17 protein-coding genes are annotated in these 15,449 nt (G+C 65.3%); 7 read left to right on the top strand and 10 right to left on the bottom strand.

Annotated elements, in window-relative coordinates; genetic code table 11:
• The first annotated feature begins 142 nt into the window (after positions 1-142).
• The gene (locus tag LWC34_RS28650; protein ID WP_233728204.1) at positions 143-1,300 is read left to right on the top strand and encodes a DUF222 domain-containing protein; all 1,158 of its coding nucleotides are present in this window, start codon (positions 143-145) and stop codon (positions 1,298-1,300) included.
• On the opposite strand, the gene LWC34_RS28655 is transcribed toward LWC34_RS28650, so the two are convergent.
• From LWC34_RS28655 to LWC34_RS28680, 6 genes are all read right to left on the bottom strand, one after another.
• Complete coding sequence (locus LWC34_RS28655) at positions 1,297-1,953, bottom strand: response regulator (RefSeq protein WP_233728205.1); 657 nt, start codon at positions 1,951-1,953, stop codon at positions 1,297-1,299. The two genes, LWC34_RS28650 and LWC34_RS28655, sit on opposite strands and share 4 nt — an antisense overlap.
• A 212-nt stretch (positions 1,954-2,165) precedes the next feature.
• Positions 2,166-3,116 (bottom strand): methyltransferase, encoded by a 951-nt coding sequence (locus LWC34_RS28660; RefSeq protein WP_233728206.1) that lies wholly within the window; start codon positions 3,114-3,116, stop codon positions 2,166-2,168.
• Positions 3,113-4,762 carry a PEP-utilizing enzyme gene (locus LWC34_RS28665; protein WP_233728207.1) on the bottom strand — a complete coding sequence of 550 codons (1,650 nt, stop codon included), beginning with the start codon at positions 4,760-4,762 and terminating at the stop codon, positions 3,113-3,115. Before LWC34_RS28665 ends, LWC34_RS28660 begins: the two co-directional genes overlap by 4 nt.
• Positions 4,763-4,827: 65 nt before the next feature.
• Entirely contained in the window at positions 4,828-5,313 is a 486-nt protein-coding gene (locus tag LWC34_RS28670) for an ester cyclase (protein ID WP_233728208.1), read from the bottom strand.
• Between the two features lie 103 nt (positions 5,314-5,416).
• Complete coding sequence (locus LWC34_RS28675) at positions 5,417-5,773, bottom strand: DUF4406 domain-containing protein (protein ID WP_233728209.1); 357 nt, start codon at positions 5,771-5,773, stop codon at positions 5,417-5,419.
• A 10-nt stretch (positions 5,774-5,783) separates the two neighbouring features.
• Positions 5,784-6,554 carry a DeoR/GlpR family DNA-binding transcription regulator gene (locus LWC34_RS28680; RefSeq protein WP_233728210.1) on the bottom strand — a complete coding sequence of 257 codons (771 nt, stop codon included), beginning with the start codon at positions 6,552-6,554 and terminating at the stop codon, positions 5,784-5,786.
• Between the two features lie 228 nt (positions 6,555-6,782).
• On the opposite strand from LWC34_RS28680, the gene LWC34_RS28685 reads away from it, so the two are divergent.
• From LWC34_RS28685 to LWC34_RS28705, 5 genes are all read left to right on the top strand, one after another.
• Positions 6,783-7,916, top strand: a complete 1,134-nt coding sequence (locus LWC34_RS28685) for a sensor histidine kinase (RefSeq protein WP_233728211.1) — start codon at positions 6,783-6,785, stop codon at positions 7,914-7,916.
• Entirely contained in the window at positions 7,903-9,018 is a 1,116-nt protein-coding gene (locus tag LWC34_RS28690) for a hypothetical protein (RefSeq protein ID WP_233728212.1), read from the top strand. The genes LWC34_RS28685 and LWC34_RS28690 overlap by 14 nt, the downstream gene beginning before the upstream one ends.
• The gene (locus LWC34_RS28695) at positions 9,015-9,656 is read left to right on the top strand and encodes a response regulator transcription factor (RefSeq protein WP_233728213.1); all 642 of its coding nucleotides are present in this window, start codon (positions 9,015-9,017) and stop codon (positions 9,654-9,656) included. The genes LWC34_RS28690 and LWC34_RS28695 overlap by 4 nt, the downstream gene beginning before the upstream one ends.
• Positions 9,657-9,733: 77 nt before the next feature.
• A complete protein-coding gene (locus tag LWC34_RS28700) occupies positions 9,734-10,384 on the top strand; it encodes a response regulator (protein WP_233728214.1) in 651 nt (216 codons plus the stop codon).
• 2 nt (positions 10,385-10,386) lie between these two features.
• The gene (locus LWC34_RS28705) at positions 10,387-11,028 is read left to right on the top strand and encodes a sensor histidine kinase (RefSeq protein ID WP_233728215.1); all 642 of its coding nucleotides are present in this window, start codon (positions 10,387-10,389) and stop codon (positions 11,026-11,028) included.
• A 4-nt stretch (positions 11,029-11,032) separates the two neighbouring features.
• Here LWC34_RS28705 and LWC34_RS28710 read toward each other — a convergent pair whose 3' ends face one another.
• From LWC34_RS28710 to LWC34_RS28720, 3 genes are all read right to left on the bottom strand, one after another.
• Positions 11,033-11,599 (bottom strand): HdeD family acid-resistance protein, encoded by a 567-nt coding sequence (locus LWC34_RS28710; RefSeq protein WP_233728216.1) that lies wholly within the window; start codon positions 11,597-11,599, stop codon positions 11,033-11,035.
• 163 nt (positions 11,600-11,762) lie between these two features.
• On the bottom strand, positions 11,763-12,170 hold the full coding sequence (locus LWC34_RS28715; protein ID WP_233728217.1) for a DUF5313 family protein: 408 nt from the start codon (positions 12,168-12,170) through the stop codon (positions 11,763-11,765).
• Positions 12,167-13,246 carry an FAD-binding protein gene (locus LWC34_RS28720; RefSeq protein ID WP_233728218.1) on the bottom strand — a complete coding sequence of 360 codons (1,080 nt, stop codon included), beginning with the start codon at positions 13,244-13,246 and terminating at the stop codon, positions 12,167-12,169. Before LWC34_RS28720 ends, LWC34_RS28715 begins: the two co-directional genes overlap by 4 nt.
• Positions 13,247-13,785: 539 nt before the next feature.
• Here LWC34_RS28720 and LWC34_RS28725 point away from each other — a divergent pair.
• Complete coding sequence (locus LWC34_RS28725; RefSeq protein WP_250109454.1) at positions 13,786-14,973, top strand: MFS transporter; 1,188 nt, start codon at positions 13,786-13,788, stop codon at positions 14,971-14,973.
• Here LWC34_RS28725 and moaC read toward each other — a convergent pair.
• Complete coding sequence (gene moaC / locus LWC34_RS28730) at positions 14,961-15,449, bottom strand: cyclic pyranopterin monophosphate synthase MoaC (protein WP_308200145.1); 489 nt, start codon at positions 15,447-15,449, stop codon at positions 14,961-14,963. The genes LWC34_RS28725 and moaC overlap by 13 nt on opposite strands.

Here is a 15,449-nt window from a genome sequence, read left to right on the forward strand (position 1 = left end):
GGCGATCGGACAGAGAATCACCCCGCCCCGTCCTTGGGCGGGGTGATTTTCCATGCGCTGAACAGGGAAACAACAAGCGAACAGTCAAGCCGAGCACCAATGAAACCCAAAACTGTCAGACCCCCGCGCTACTGTCGCGCACATGGAACAAACCAAGCCCGATACCAGGGCAATAGCATCGATTCACGTTGCCGAGCAACAGATCGCCCGCTGGCACGCCGCGCAGATCCGCGACTTCGCGAGGTTCGTGGAGTGCAGGCCGCCTGGCCGTCCAGGCATCAAACTCGCTGACGGCGCACCGGAAGAGGTCGCCGCTGCCCTGAACATGTCGATAAGGACTGCCATCAACCGAATACTCGAAGCCGACTACATAGTTCGTCGACTACCCGCGACGCTCAACGCCTTGGAACAAGGCATCATTGACTTCGCACGAACACGCGCGACTTGTCAGGTCACCAGAGGACTGTCCGATGAGGACGCTCTGAAGGTGGAGAATGCCGTGCTCGCCTATGGGCCACATGCGACTTATCAGGAGTATCGCCGCGCGCTACGGCGTCAGGCGATGAAGGTCGACCCTGAAGCCGCCGAACGAAAACGAAAACAAAAACAGGAACAGCGCGACGTGGTGACACGTAAGGCCGAGGACGGCTCGGCCAAGATCGTCGCGACGTTGCTGGCCAGCGAAGCGGAAAGTATGTACGACGTCTTGAATCACTTTGCTCACAAGGCAAAGAGTCCCGACGACACTCGAACGCTCGCTCAACGAAGGGCCGACGTGCTACTCGATCTCATCGTCGGCAAGCACATGCAACGAGTACGGGCCAATATCAACGTCACCGTGCCGCTGACCACCTTGATCGGATTGAACAACCAACCGGGTGAACTTTCCGAGTACGGCCCCATCACCGCAGAGCAATGCCGTGCTCTCGCCAAGAACGGTGTCCTCAGGCGACTGATCACCGATGACTTCGGCAAAGTGCTGGATGTCAGCCCGTATCGCTACGCGTCTCAGGGACTTGCCGAGCGAATCAAGATGCGGGACCGCACCTGCCGACAGCCCGGCTGTCGTGTGCCCGGACGAAAGTGCGATGTGTACACGCTGTCGAAGAAGAAAGACGGTCGTCGAAGGCGCCTTCGAGAACAAGACTATCTATTGCTCTGCAAGCGACACAGGTTGATGTACGCGCGGGCGAAAGGTTGGGTCCTCGCTCAGCCTGAACCCGGTCGCGTGATCTTTGTGACGCCCACAGAACAGGTACGACAGAACGTGGCGGAGCCATATGAAGAACCTGCTGCTTAGCGGCCCAAGCCTGCTTCCCTTGCCCGCACGATCGCCGCTGCCCGGTCCACGACCCTCAGCTTGGCGAAGATCGCCGAGATGTGGTTGCTTACGGTCTTAGGCGCCAAGTGCAGTTGCCGGGCGATCACGGCGTTGCCGAGTCCTGCTGCCACTAGGTCGAGGACCTCGCGCTCGCGTGCGGTTAAGTCAGGGAACGGTTCAGCAGTCCGTGGTGTGGCGAGCAGATCCAGAACTCGGTGCGCCACGTTCTGACCGAAGATGGCCTCGCCCGCCGCGACACCGCGTACTGCACGGACAATGTCCTCCTGGCCAGCGCCTTTGAGGATGTAACCCCTGACGCCCGCGCGCATCGCCGACACCACCGACTCGTCGTCGTGGAACATCGTGAGCACAAGCACCGCCACCTCGGGGGCGGCTTGCACGACCTCACGAGTGGCGGCGATTCCGTTCAAGTCAGGCATCTGGAGGTCGACGAGCAACACATCCGGCCGGTGTTTCACCGTCTCGTCAACGGCCTCGCGGCCGTTGGTCGCCTCGGCGACAACCGTGATCCCTTTGACGGAGGAGAGCAATGCCATCAACCCGCCACGAACTACCGGGTGGTCGTCCGCGAGGACGACTGTCAGTTCTTTCTCCGGTGGCAGCGATGTCATGGCGTCTCCGTCGCTTTCGGCGGGACTCCGTTCCACACCAAGCGTGTGGTGGGCTGACACGGCCTGCATCCTTGGATCGTCTCGCTGGCGGACACCCAAGCAGTAGGGACTACGCACCTATCCCGACCGGGAAACCTTCCCGGTCGCGGTCTAGATCCGCTGGAGGTCCGTCTGAGATTCGAGACTGCCGACACTGGTGTGTTCCTCCGGATTTATCGGTCGTGCACGGACGCGACTTGCTGGCTTTTGCGGCCGGTGAGCACCGTGATCGCCAGCTTGGTCGGGAGGTCGGTGCTGGTTATCTCGGTGAGCCCCGCGTCGGCGAGCCAGCCGTGGTAGGCGTCTGGTTGGTGGACAGCACCGGCCTGCGTCCGCAGGTACAGCGACAGCTCTTGCATCGCTGAGCCTGGCGAGCCGGCAAGGGTGTCGATGATGGCCAGGACGCCGCCCGCAGCCAATGCTGGAGTGAGTCGCTTGATCAGCGCGGATCCGTTGGAGCGGTCGAAGAGGCTGCACACTTGCGCCACGACAATCAGGTCGTAGGTGCATGGTTCAAGGGGTGTGGTGAGGACGTCGCCAGCGAGGAATGTGTAGCGGTCGGTCAGGCCGGCTCGAGTTATCGCGCGGCGGGTCGAGGGCAGGATCTCCGGTAGGTCCAGCGCGGTGACGTGGCTTTCCGGATACCGCTGGCAATACGAGATCGTCCACGGTTCTGAACCTGCGCCGACGTCCAGGATTCGGGTCGCGGCTGGGAGCGTTGTGATGGCTTGGTCGACGGCATCGCCCCAGAGGCCGGCGAGGAACGCCATCGTGCGCGGGTAGATGGCGTTGCCAGGAGATGCGGAGTTCGCGTCGTAGACGGGGATGCCGGTTCGGACGGCGTCGGGAAGGTGGTCCCACAACGGGATGAGTGGGTGCAGGGCGGCAAGACCGGTCAGCACCGGGCGGTAGCGGCCGTCCGGGAGTTGTTCGACGAAGCCGCCTTCTGCAAGGGCAGCGAGTACGACTCGTACGCCGCGTTCTGTGGCGCCGCAGGTGCGGGCGAGCTCGGCTGGGTCGGCGGGTTCGCGGTCGATCCGGTCGAGCAGGCCCAGCCGGACGGCGGTGGAGAAGGCGGCGACTTTGCCTGCCGCGTCGGTGAGGTTGAGGTACGGTGTGCTCACGCCTCGACCTCCACGACTCCCCGGACACCGTCCACTATGACCATTTGGCCGTCGTGCAAAGTGGAGGTTGCGAACCCGGTTGCGACTACCGCGGGGATGCGGTATTCGCGGGCGATGATGGCCGGGTGCGACAACGGACCGCCTGCGTCGGTGACGATCGCGCCGGCTGATGGGAACAGCATGGACCACGATGGCCGGGTTGTTGGGCAGACCAGGACGTCACCGGCCTTCAGCTTGCTGAACTCGTCGTCCGACTTGATGACCTTTGCGACGCCCCGGTATCGGCCTGCTGAGCCGGAAATGCCAGTCAGCGCTGAGGTTTTCGGGTCAGCGACCCTGTTGCTGAGTTTTGGCGCCAGCACGCGATCGGCCGCCCAGATGATGGCGTCGGTGCTGGTACGCAGATCTGAGCGAAGCCACCGTGTGTCGGGGTGGCCGTGGTCTTGGCCGTAGCTTGACGGTCCTGGGTTGGCGAGGGTCCACTCGCGTTCCCCTTTGCGCAGAACGACAAGTGTTTGCGTGCCGGAGCCGTCTTGCAGTGCGGCGAGGGCTTCGTCGGCGCTGAGGAAGAACACGTCGGCTTGGGCGTCGATTTGGCCGTTGTGTTCCAGGCGCCGTCCGACCTCCAATGCCGCGTACCTGAGCAGTGCTGTGGGGCTGTCGATGGTGAAGAAGACGTTGTCCTCACGAACTGGGTAGGCCTTGGTGGCGCGCGAGAGTGCGCGCTCGAACCAGGCCAGTTCGCGGCCACGCAAGGAATTGCGGGCTTCGGCGGTGGCCTCGGCGCGTTTGCGGGCGAGGGCGTCCGCGCTGGTCGTGGGGTTGTATCCGCGGGCGACTTGGTCTTGGAGCAGGCGCCAGGCTAGGCCAGGGAGTTCGGCGATCGTCGGGTTTGCCAGTTCGACGGTGAGCGATCGGCAACCGTAAAGCCGCGCGTATTCCGCGAATTCTGGGGAGTCTTCGCTTTTGCCGGCGAGTGCTGCGAGTTTTCTGGCTGGTTCGCTGGTCCTGGGTGAGAGTCCGGCTAGGAGATTGTCGATGTCGTTCTGCTGCCAGCCAAGCAAGTCGCGACAGGCCGTGGCCAGGTCCGCCAGGGCGAGCCAGTTCGCGATGTTGACGCGGAAATGGGTGCTTGTGCCGTCGTCCGACAGTTTGCGGGCTGCCGCGAAGTGGGTGATGAGCTGGTTGGTGTCCATCGCTGCCAGGTCAGCGTCACGCAGTTCAGCGATTCGGTGTTCGAATTCGGGCTGCCACTCAGTGATCCAGCGGTCGATCAGCTCGTCCGCGTAGTGGCTGCGGGCGGCTTCTTTGGAACGGCGCATCCGGGCGCGGCTCGCTGGGGACAGCCAAAGCAGCAACGGCATCAGCCAGCCGGGTGGGGGCGGGACGTCCGGTTTCCCGCCCACCGGCTGCATCGAGAAGTAGTGCCAGCCGCCGATCGAGATCAGGTGCGGCTCGACGAGCAGGCCGTGATCAACGCAGGCCTGTTTGAAGGCACTATCGACCGTCATCACCGATTCGGTCATGGGTGTGAGGGGCATCGGCATGTGCGCCTCCTCGCGCTGCCAGAGACCCGGCGGTACCCGCAGTTCTATCGGCACCTGTTCGACGGGCACGTCGTCGATCAGCCCCCACTTGTTCTCCATGGCCGAATCGTGGCTATTGCGGTGCACGCGCGCTATCCGTGGCACCACGTAATCTCGGCCGCTCGTCACCCGGCGAAACGAGTCATGTATCCGTGTTTGGCTGGTCGGCCTGGCCGGAGGTACATCGTCGCTGGCACTTCCGAGCGGACGCCCAGTTGGTCGAGCAAGGCAAGGTCGTCCCTGATGTAGTGATGGGTGGCCAGCCTGCCGTCGCGGCCTTCGTAGAAGTGGATCTGCTCGACGTCGACCTTGCGCCTTGTGGGCGCCACCCCGACGATCTCGCCTACGTGGACGCCGGTGAGGCGGACCCGCAGCACCACTGTGGACCCTTCGGCGACGAGGCCGAGTACTTCCGACCGTGGGTCGGCCAGCGCTGCACGCAGCTGCCGGACCGCGGTCTTGTATCCCTCCGGGCCGGGCGGCATGTCTCGCTCGGCGAAGTCGGGTGTGAGCAGGTCATCCACGCCCGCCAGGTCGCCGGTGTTGAAGGCGTGGTTGAGCGCGAGGACGTGGTTCTTGTACCGCGAGTTGGGCGCAGACCGATCGCTCATATTGGAAATCCTGCTCCGCGTCGGCCATTCGGGGTATCCGTGGCACTACGGAATCCGGTACGTAGACCTCGCACGTTCGGCCCGTCCGGTTGCGTGGCGCGCATCAGACCGGGAGCTCTTCCACGCTGGTGAAGACCTGTTTTCCCTCGGCACGGGCTTGCTGGACCATCTCGTCAGCCCCTGCCGACGGCCCGCCGATCCGCAGCACGGCGTCGCATCGGGACAGCAGCTGGCGGGCTATCGGGTGGAAGATCTCGTCGAATTCGGCGTCGCCGACTCGGGTCGATCCGGCCAGTTGGATCAACGGGAGGGCCAATGCCTCGCCGGTGACTGGCAGGTGCCCGGCCCGGAACACCCGCAGTGCGGCTTGGTTCATCGTGTCGACGTTGGCCGCGAGCTTGTCGGGGTCATCGCCGGTGCCCGATCGGTACGGTCCGGCGACCAGGATCATCAGGGACATGGCTGCTCCTTCAGGCCAGCACGACGTCGACGCCGGCGTCGCGGATGTCGTTCAGGGTTTCCATGGCGGGGCCGGGCCCTGGGTCGTCGGTCACGAACGTGTCGACGTCGCCAAGGCCAGCCACTCGGGCGAAGGCGCGTACGCCGAGCTTGGTCGAATCAGCCACCACGATCGTCTTGTTGCCGCGGCAGCGCGCGTGCTGCTTCACAGTCGCGTCTTCCATCGAGAATTCCGACCACCCCAGCTCGCGGTGTACGGCGCCGATGGACATCACGAAGGTGTCGAACCACAGTTCTTCCAGCATCCGCAGCGTCATGTGGCCGACGAGACTGCGTTCGCCGGGACGTGATTCGCCGCCGATGACCAGCAGCCGGATACCGGGCTGGTCGGCGAGGCGTTGCGCGGCCTGCAGGCTGAGCACGGCGACGGTCAGCGGCGCGCGGGCGATGAGGCTGCTTGTCAGGGCCGCTGTGGTCGTTCCGGCGTCGAGCAGGATGGTTTGGCCGGGTTCGATCAGTTCGGCGGCTGCCGCGCCGATCCGGTGTTTGATCGCGGCTTGCCATGGTTCGCGCGCGGCGAAGCCCGCTTCCTCCGCGGGCGCGGCGAGGGCGACCGCTCCGCCGCGGACCCGTTGGACCAGGCCCTTGGCTTGGAGTTCGTCGAGGTCGCGGCGCACGGTCATCAGGGAGACGCCCAGCCGGGCGGCCAGTTCGTTCAGCGAGATCCGTTCGGCACCGCGTACCAGCCGCAGGGTGAGGTCGAGTCGATCAGCGACGGCCATGGCCTGTTTCTATCATGATGTTGGTAGATGTGATAGGTCGATGTTATATGTTCGCCGTGTACGGTTGGCCTGGTCGAACGCGGATTTCGGGGCAAAACGTTGCCTGACGTTGGCAGTGTCGTCGGGGTCGCAGTGACTTACTCACCACTAGGATGAGCGAGTGAGAGTGGCGCGCATGAGTGACCAGCCTTCCGTTGGCGGTCGGCCGCTCAGTTGGATTCGCCGCCCATGACCGGACCGGCAGAACGGGAACTCAACCGCCTCGGCCTGTTCTACGCCGTGGTCATCCGTGCTGTCGTCGCTGCGCTCTGCAGCCTGATCTCGTGGGCCACCACCACGCCACGGGACTTTCTGCTTGCCACCTTGGTTGTTCTTGCCTTCAACGGGTGGAACGTGCTGTTTGCCGTCCGCATGCTGCGCCGTCAGCAAACCTGGCTACTCGTCGCCGATCTGCTCGTGATCACTGGCGTCTGCCTGGCCCAGGTGTGGACGGCCGCGCCCGAGATGCAGGCAGACCGGGTGAGCTGGGTGCTCGTCGCGACTTCGATCATCGTCGTGGCGTACCAGTTCCACACGTCCACGTGGGTTGGCGCCGTGGCCGCGCTGGTGATCCTGGCCGCCTACCTCGTCGGCGGGGTGCTCGCGAAGCTGCAGGACTGGACCGTGGTCGTGCCCATCGGTTCATGGATGGCCGTCGAAGCGGTCCTTGGGCGTGGCCTCTACATCCTGGTGCGGCGCGGTGGCCGGGCCGCGGATCGCGAGTTCGAACGTGGGGAGCGGGTCCGGCGTGAATCCGCGGTCGCGACCGCACGTCGCGCCGACGAGCGTGAGTACCTTGCGGCCTTGCATGACACGGCGTCGGCCACGTTGCTCATGGTTGGCGCAGGTGTGGCGAGGCGGCAGGAGACGTGGCTTTCCGAGCAGGCCGCCCGCGATCTCAAGGTCATCCAGGGACATGTCGATCCCGCGGACGGCGAGGTCGATCTGACTCCGATGCTGCGTGACGTCGTCGAGCACGTTCCGGTGCGGATCGAGTGGCACCTGCAGGACTCGTTGATGCTGCCCGCGGTGGTGGCCGTCGCGTTGTGCCGGGGCGCTCGCGAGGCGTTGACGAACGTCGTCCGGCATGCCGATGTGGACGTTGCCCAGGTCTCCGTCTCCCGGACTGCCCACGGCGTGGTGCAGGTCCGGATCCTGGACCGGGGCAAGGGCTTTGACCCAGCCAAGACTTCAGGCCACGGCTATGGAGTGACAGGTTCGCTGGTCGAGCGCATGGCTCGATTGGGCGGCCAGGCGATTGTCACCAGTGCGCCTGGCCAGGGCACCGAGGTCATGCTGGAGTGGCCCGATGCACGCGCCTGAGCAGTACGACGTTCCTGGCCACGCCGAGGACGTCGCCACCAAGTACATGCGGGGCATGCGGTGGAGCTCGGCCGCGATCAGCCTGGTTGTCATTTATGGCCTGTCGCTGCCGAAGCTGTTCAACCATTGGGATTCCTACCGGCCGGTCGAGGTCCAGATCCTGGTCGTCGTCGTGCTGACAGCGGTCTCGGTGATCGCAGCCTCGGACCGGATCGTGCGGCGGTGGCGGTGGTGGTTGGTCGCGATCGTGCTGGTGGCCTCGGTCGCGGCCACGTTGACGGTCGCTCCGAATGACCGACTGGGGATCGCGCATTGGTCGGACGGCGTGGTCGGGTGGCCACTGGTCCTGCTGACCATGGGACGGTCGGTCTGGCTGTTCACAGGCTTGCTCGCGGCCCACTACCTGCCAGCTTTCGGGCTGGCCATTTTCGACGGCCCGGCGGATGTCACGTTCGCGGGCGCCGTCAATACGACCGTGGTCTCTGCGGCGTTTCAGGTCGCGGTCATCCTGTTCGCCAACGCGCTACGCCGGGTGGCCATGTCGGTGGCCAAGGTGGCGCGTGAGGAGGAGCAGGTGCGGACTACCGAGGCCGTCGCGGGCCAGCTGCACGAGGATCGCAAGGACCGGTACGCGGCGCTCGCGGAGACCACCGCGCCGGTCCTAGCTGGACTGGCGTCCGGGACGTTTGATCCCGGCGACGAGTCTGTCCGGCGGGCGTGCGCGATTGAGGCCGCGCGGATGCGCAGGCTCTTCGGCGAGGCCACGGTGAGTCCTGATCCGTTGGTGGACGAACTGATGGCGTGTGTCGGCCTGGCCGAGCGAAATGGGGTCTCGGTACGGTTCTCCGAGCGGGGCGAGCGGCCGCCGGTGCCTGTCGCGATGCGCCGGTTGCTCACCGAACCCGCTGTCGCGGTGCTGGCCACGGCGCGTGGCGACGTCCGGCTCACGGTCGTTGGCGCGGGGGAGCAAGTCACCGTCAGCGTGGTGGCGGATTCCGTGCCGGATGCCGTTCCGATTGTGGACAACGATGAAATCACCACTTCGACCGTGACGGCGGGGGACCGGTTGTGGGTGCAGGCGACCTGGAGGGGCCGCGGATGACGAGCATCGTCGTGGTGGACGACCACCCCGCTGTGATCGCGGGAGTCAAGGCTTGGTGTCAGGCCGCCGATCCGCCGATCGAGGTGCTGGATTCGGGATCCAGCGTGTCGGTGGCGTGGCTGGACCCTGGCGACCGGGCTGACGTGGTCGTCCTCGACCTGCAGCTGGACATCACTGGTCCGGCGTATGGCGACCTCAAACGGCTGGTCGACGCGGGACGCCAGGTGGTCGTCTACACGATGCGCGAGGACCGCGAGACGGCGCTGACGTGCCTGGACATTGGCGCCTTCACGTACCTCACCAAGGCCGAGGGAGAGGACCACCTCGTCGCCGCCATCCACGCTGCGGCGAGCAACACCCCGTACACGCCGCCTGCCTTGTCGGGTGCGCTGGGCACGGACACGAGGGCGAACCGGCCGAATCTGACACAGCGCCAGATTGACGTGCTGCTCGAGTGGTTCCACTGCGAGTCCAAGGAAATGGTGGCGCAGAAACTGAACCTCACGGTCAGCACGGTCAACGGGTATCTCGACCGGGTCCGGGTGAAGTACGCCAACGTCGGCAGGGAGGCGCCGACCAAGGCCGCTCTGGTCGCCCGCGCCATCCAGGACGGCATCGTCAAGGTCGACGAGCTTTGAGGGGCGATTGACTGTCAGCACCCGCCCCTCGGCTCGCCTAGCGTTCTGGCCAGCGACCCGAATGGGGAGGGAGATCCATGGCCGCCACCAGGATCCCGGTCGGAGTGATCGAGGACCATCCGCTCTACCGCGCCGCGGTCGCCCAGTTGCTGGCCGACGCGCCGGACATCGAAGTGGACGCGGTCGCCGGGTCAGTGGCCCAGTTCGCCGCCCACCGCCAGAACTCGGCGGGTGTGGTGGTCCTGGATTTGTGCCTGCCCGGCGTTCAAGGCTCGTCGGCGGTGGTCGAGGTTGTCGCCATGGGCCATCGCGTGCTCGTTCTCTCGGCCTACTCGGGGCGTGCCGAGGTGCTTGGCGCCATGGCTGCCGGTGCGCGCGGGTACATGTCGAAGGACTCGGACGGCGCCGAGATTCTGCACGCTGTCCGGCGGATCGCGGGCGGCAACAGCTACGTCAGCCCGATGCTGGCGGCACACGTGCTGGACGCCATTCCTGGCAAGGACAACGGCATGGTGATCGAGTTGTCCGCGCGCGAGCGCCAAGTGCTTTCCCTGGTGGCGGCCGGGGAGCGGGATCAGGACATCGCTGAGGCGCTGGACATCAGCATCCGGACCGTACGGTCGTATCTCGACCGGATCCGGGACAAGACCGGGCAGCGTCGGCGGCCTGAGCTGACCAGGTATGCCATCGAGAAGGGCGTTGCGTACGTGCCGGTCGTGCCGGTGTGACGATGGAGATTCTCATCGCGGTGCTGGCGGTCGGCGCCGCTGGTGTCGCGGCGTATCTGATTGGCCTATGGCGTGGACGTGTGGCGGAACGCGCTGAGCTCAACCGCTACATCCACGACAACGTCCTGCAGGCGTTGGAAGCCATGGCGATGCGGACGCCGTCGGATTCGGTCGACGCCGAGGCGAAGCTCACCGAGTTCCGGAACCTGGCCAGGGCGCAGGCGATCGCGCTGCGGCGTGGCTTCGATGAGCTCGCGGTCGGTGGGCGGTTGACCGAGGACCTGGCGGCCGTGGCTACGGATCTGGCGCGTGAAGGGTTGCGCGCGCAGTTGGTGATGGCCGAGATCGACGACCAGTTGCCGGAGGCACGGCGGAAGGCCGTGCGTGACGCGACCAAGGAAGCCCTGCGCAACACCTTGAAGCACGCGCAGACCACCCAGGTGACCGTTCGGGTGGAGGAGCGGGACGGCGGGATCGCGGTCACCACGCGCGACCACGGCGTTGGTTTCGACATGGCGCAACGACCACGCGGGTTCGGGATCAACGAGTCGATCATTGCCCGGCTGAGCCAGGTGGGTGGATATGCCGACATCGTGTCCCGGCCCGGCGGCGGTACGCGGGTCACCTTGTGGGTGCCTAGATAGAGCGTCAGGTGCGGGCGAGTTTGCGCAGCCGGAACCCGAGGCCGATCAGGACAACGCCGTAGACCAGCGCGAACACGCCGATGAACGCGGCGATCGCGGCGACGCCGAGCGCCGGCCACAGCAGGACCAGCACACCGAAGATCGCCGAGAGCAGGCCAGCCAGGCCGAGCAGGAGTTCGCCTTCGATCTGCTTGCGCAGCCGGATCGCGGCGGCGATCTCGGCGATGCCCGTGACCAGGGCCCACGCGCCGACCAGGATCGCCAGGGCGGCCACCGTGATGCCGGGCCAGACGATCGCGATGATGCCTGCCGCGATGCCGAGGATCCCGCCGAAGACGCGCATGCCGCGGTTGGATTTGTCCGGGTTGCGGAACGCGTCCATCAGCAGGCCGATTCCGTCGACCAGGGCGTAGACACCGAAGACGATCGCGAAGGCCAGCGCGGTCAGGCCCGGCCAGATCAGCGTGAACAAGCCGAACAGCACGGCGAGCACGCCGCGCAGCACCACAAGGCCCCACGCTTTGGGCAGGTCCATCACAACAATCGGGTCGCTGGCATTGGGGCTGGTCATGGCTGCCTCCCGGGGGGCTCTTGTCCGGGACATTCTCACCTGGAGTGACCAGTTGTGCACTCGGACGACTCGTCTTACAAAGTCACAACTCGACGTCGTCGCGGCCTTGGCTGGCGTGACCTGGCCACTCGGCAACGGCCCACCGCCCAACCAGTGGCTGAGCTCAGGGCGAGGTGGCGCCGTCGTCGCGCCATCGGGCGTTGTAGCGCTCACGCTCCACCTGCTTCATCGCTTTACGGACCTGCGATGCGTATTCATCCGGGTAGCCGTGGCGGGTGACGCGGCTGTCGACGCTGTGGGTCGAGAAGACGAGCGAGTAGTACAGGCCCGCGTACACGCCAAGGCCGAGGCCGACAAGGACGATCATCAGGTCGAAATCCATCATCACGGCCAGCACCAGGTACAGCGCCGCCAGGATCGGCGCCATGAACACGAGGCGTCTGAGCACGTGCCGGATCAGCCATGTCGGCACGGTCGCGTCGTGCAGCACCCATTCGCGATAGCGGTCTGGCAGTTTGCCGCCAACCGCGTACCACAACCACAGCGCGGGATTAGGCCGTTTCACACTCATGGGGTACCACTCCCGTCCAAGTACACACACCCGCCCGCGTCAAGTGTGCGCTGTCGCAGGTTCGCGTTCCCAGCCAGCATCTGGGTAAGTGACGTTGGCGACTGTGCCGTCCGCAGCACCGCCACGAGGTACGCCACTTCTCCCGATGGCAGCGCGACAGCTGGCGCGGTGATCAGGCGGGTGTCGAACGGGTAGATCAGGATCGTTCCCGTTGGACCGACGTCGCCGATGGACGCCACGAAACCCGGGACCGCTGCCTCTGGCAGGAACACGTTCAGCCACGGATGGGGTTTGTCCATGTCCTCGAGCACGAGTCGGTTGGCGAATTCGGTGTACGAGACTTCTTCGTCGAGCGGGAGGTCCAGGGCGGGCGTGGAGTAGGTCGCCAGTGAGATCTCGAAGGTGCCGTCCGGAAGCGCCATGCCTTCGAGGTAGTCGAAGCGGCGGGACTCCATCAGTTCACGTTGGGCCGTCATGAATGGCGCCAGGGACGAGAACGGGAGCTTGTAGCGGTAGACGCGCGACGGCGCGGGCACGAGCCGCAGGGTGGCCGACACAATGATCCCGTGGCCGCCGTAGCCGCCACGGACCAAGTCGAACAAAGGCGCCCCGGAATCGCATGTCTCAAGCACCCCGTCGGGAGTGAGCACATCCAGCGACACCACGTTGTCGACTTGCATCCCGTGGCGATGCGTCATTCCGCCGATTCCACCAACCGAAAGCGTGCCGCCGACCGACAGTTCCAGATAGTCGGTCAGCACCGGCGGGGTGAGGCCGGCTTGCAGTGCCGCCGCGAGTACCGAACTCCAGCGGGCGCCCGCACCTGCTGTGACCTGGGTGCCTGTCACGTTGACCGTGTCGAGGCCGCGCATGTCGACCACCACGCCGTCGGAGATCTGCGCTTGTCCTGCGGTGGAATGACCTTCGCCTCGGGGACGGAGGCGCACTCCTGTGGCCAGGGCGTCCTTGATTTCTCCCACGGTTCGCGGGCGCAGGACGCCACGGGGTCTGGTGTGCACGATGTGGCCGAAATCGTCTGCTGCCCAGGACAAAACGGCGTCGTCCGTATTGATCACGCCCTCATTATTCGCCGTCACGCCCGGTGGACGGCGGTGATCCAGGAATCGCGTCCGCAAGGATCTTGGAATCCCGCCGCGGGCCTTGGACCGGTCCAATCTGGTGGCCGGAAACCCCTAAGGAACGTCTTCGCAGTTCAACGGATTCTTTCGAACTGGTGTTCGTAACCGGGATAGTCCGGCACACGCCCAAAAGGGCGATTGACCGGCCAGCGAACAACAGCGACTCTCTTAATTGACGGTCGCCGCCGGTGCGGTTCGCGGGGAGTCACACCGTGTGCGCCCAGAGGGAGGCTCCTATGAAGAGTCTGGGTTGTGAAGCGTCGATCCCGTCATTGCATGACCATCCGGAAATAGGTCAATCGCCCGCATAGCGCGGATCCTCCTTTTTATATTCGCAGGCCACGGGCCGTCAGCCCTGCTTATCAGACGGCCCGGCGGTCGCGCACACCCCACTTCGAAAGGGGGATGCGATGAAACCAGCCGCACCTGTGTCAACCGCGGTTGTCTTCTTGCTCGCGTTGAACCTCCGACCAGCTGTGACCAGTCTCGGAGCCGCTCTCGAAGATGTGTCGGCAGAGCCGGGAATGACCGCGGCGATCGGTGCCGTGCTTGTGGCGTTGCCTTTGTGGGCAAGCGGAATCGGTGGCTGGGGCACGCCTTGGCTGCGTAAACGCGCCGGAATTCACCACGCGGTCACGTGCGCGCTCATCATTCTTGGCATCTCGTTGGTCCTGCGAGTCCAAGGTGGTCCCATACTTCTGCTCTCCGGGACTTTGCTCGCATGTCTTGCAATTGCAGTCGTCGGCACTGTCCTGCCAGTCCTCGTGCAACCCGCGTCGTCGGGCACGAGAGCCAGTTACACGCTCGCACTGGGTTTCGGCAGTACGATAGGCGCACTGGTCACGCCCACATTGGTCGCGGCATTCTCCTGGCAGTTCGCATTGGCGTGCTGGGCTTTGCTCGCCGCGATCACTGTCCACGTGTGGCAGAGCGCGCCACGGTCCAGCATGGTCTTCGCGCACAGCGCGGTCAGCCCGAGAAGGCTCTTCCATTCCCGCCCGGCATGGCATCTGACTGTCTATTTCGGACTGGTGTCCACGTTGACTTTCCTGGTCATGGGCTGGTTGCCGGTGATATTGCGGGACGCCGGGCTGTCCGCGAGCACCGCCGGTTTCTGCCTGGCGCTGTCGATGGCGATGGGCCTGCCGATGATGTGGCTCGTGCCGTTCTGTGTACACAAATGGCGCAGCCAATGGGTCCTGGTTGTACTACTTGTCGCCGTGAACGCCATTGGTGTGGTCGGATTGCTTGTCGCACCCGCATTCCTGCCGTGGGTGTGGTCGATCGGCCTCGGTATCGGCATGGGCGGCCTCGCGATGGCGCTCACCATGATTTCGGTTCGTACGGCAGGCAACGCCGATGTGACAACCGCGCTGTCCGGAATGGTGCAAGGCCTCGGCTATTTCATCGCTGGAGTGGGCGCGTTGGCGTGCGGCCTGGTGCACAGCATCACTAACGGCTGGACGGCGCCGCTGGTGATGGCCCTTGTCGTGCTTTGCGGACAGGTGTGGTGCGGCGTTCGGGCCACCCGGCCGGACACCATCGCTCCCAAGCCGCAACCCGTTCCGGAGCCGACCACGATGCTCCCCGAACCCACGATTCCGTTGCCGCGCATGCCGATCATGCCGGTGCACCCGCAGGAACGAGTCGGTCAGGAGGGTTGACGCCGGTAGTCGCCGCTGCGGCCGCCGGATTTCGCCTCGAGCCGGATGTCGCCGATGACGATGTCCTTGTCCACCGCTTTGCACATGTCGTACACGGTCAACGCGGCAACACTCACCGCAGTGAGCGCCTCCATTTCCACGCCGGTCTTCCCGGTCACGGAAACGGTCGCGGTGATGGCCAATGTGCTCGGCCCGTTCGGCTCCAATTCGACGGACACACTGTCGATTCCGAGTGGATGGCACAACGGGATGAGCTCGCCGGTTTTCTTCGCCGCCATGATCCCGGCGATCCGCGCGGTCGCGAACACGTCGCCTTTCGCGATCTTGCCGCCCGAGATCAGCTCGAGCGTCGCCGGCTTCATGTGCACCGCGCCTGCCGCGACCGCGACCCGGTGGGTCACGGCTTTCTCGCCGACGTCCACCATGCGAGCCCGGCCAGCCGAGTCCAGATGGGTCAGGCCTGGTGTGTCGGACAC

This window comes from Kibdelosporangium philippinense, assembly GCF_021390435.2.
Taxonomy (GTDB): Bacteria; Actinomycetota; Actinomycetes; order Mycobacteriales; family Pseudonocardiaceae; genus Kibdelosporangium; species Kibdelosporangium philippinense.

Excerpts from the sequence above, each read along its gene's own strand:
- LWC34_RS28675 (WP_233728209.1), bottom strand. The coding sequence starts at position 5,773 with ATGTCCCTGATGATCCTGGTCGCCGGACCGTACCGATCGGGCACCGGC.
- LWC34_RS28710 (WP_233728216.1), bottom strand. The coding sequence starts at position 11,599 with ATGACCAGCCCCAATGCCAGCGACCCGATTGTTGTGATGGACCTGCCC.
- LWC34_RS28685 (WP_233728211.1), top strand. The coding sequence starts at position 6,783 with ATGACCGGACCGGCAGAACGGGAACTCAACCGCCTCGGCCTGTTCTAC.
- LWC34_RS28655 (WP_233728205.1), bottom strand. The coding sequence starts at position 1,953 with ATGACATCGCTGCCACCGGAGAAAGAACTGACAGTCGTCCTCGCGGAC.
- LWC34_RS28665 (WP_233728207.1), bottom strand. The coding sequence starts at position 4,762 with ATGGAGAACAAGTGGGGGCTGATCGACGACGTGCCCGTCGAACAGGTG.
- LWC34_RS28700 (WP_233728214.1), top strand. The coding sequence starts at position 9,734 with ATGGCCGCCACCAGGATCCCGGTCGGAGTGATCGAGGACCATCCGCTC.
- LWC34_RS28690 (WP_233728212.1), top strand. The coding sequence starts at position 7,903 with ATGCACGCGCCTGAGCAGTACGACGTTCCTGGCCACGCCGAGGACGTC.
- LWC34_RS28695 (WP_233728213.1), top strand. The coding sequence starts at position 9,015 with ATGACGAGCATCGTCGTGGTGGACGACCACCCCGCTGTGATCGCGGGA.
- LWC34_RS28715 (WP_233728217.1), bottom strand. The coding sequence starts at position 12,170 with ATGAGTGTGAAACGGCCTAATCCCGCGCTGTGGTTGTGGTACGCGGTT.
- LWC34_RS28650 (WP_233728204.1), top strand. The coding sequence starts at position 143 with ATGGAACAAACCAAGCCCGATACCAGGGCAATAGCATCGATTCACGTT.
- LWC34_RS28705 (WP_233728215.1), top strand. The coding sequence starts at position 10,387 with ATGGAGATTCTCATCGCGGTGCTGGCGGTCGGCGCCGCTGGTGTCGCG.
- LWC34_RS28670 (WP_233728208.1), bottom strand. The coding sequence starts at position 5,313 with ATGAGCGATCGGTCTGCGCCCAACTCGCGGTACAAGAACCACGTCCTC.
- LWC34_RS28680 (WP_233728210.1), bottom strand. The coding sequence starts at position 6,554 with ATGGCCGTCGCTGATCGACTCGACCTCACCCTGCGGCTGGTACGCGGT.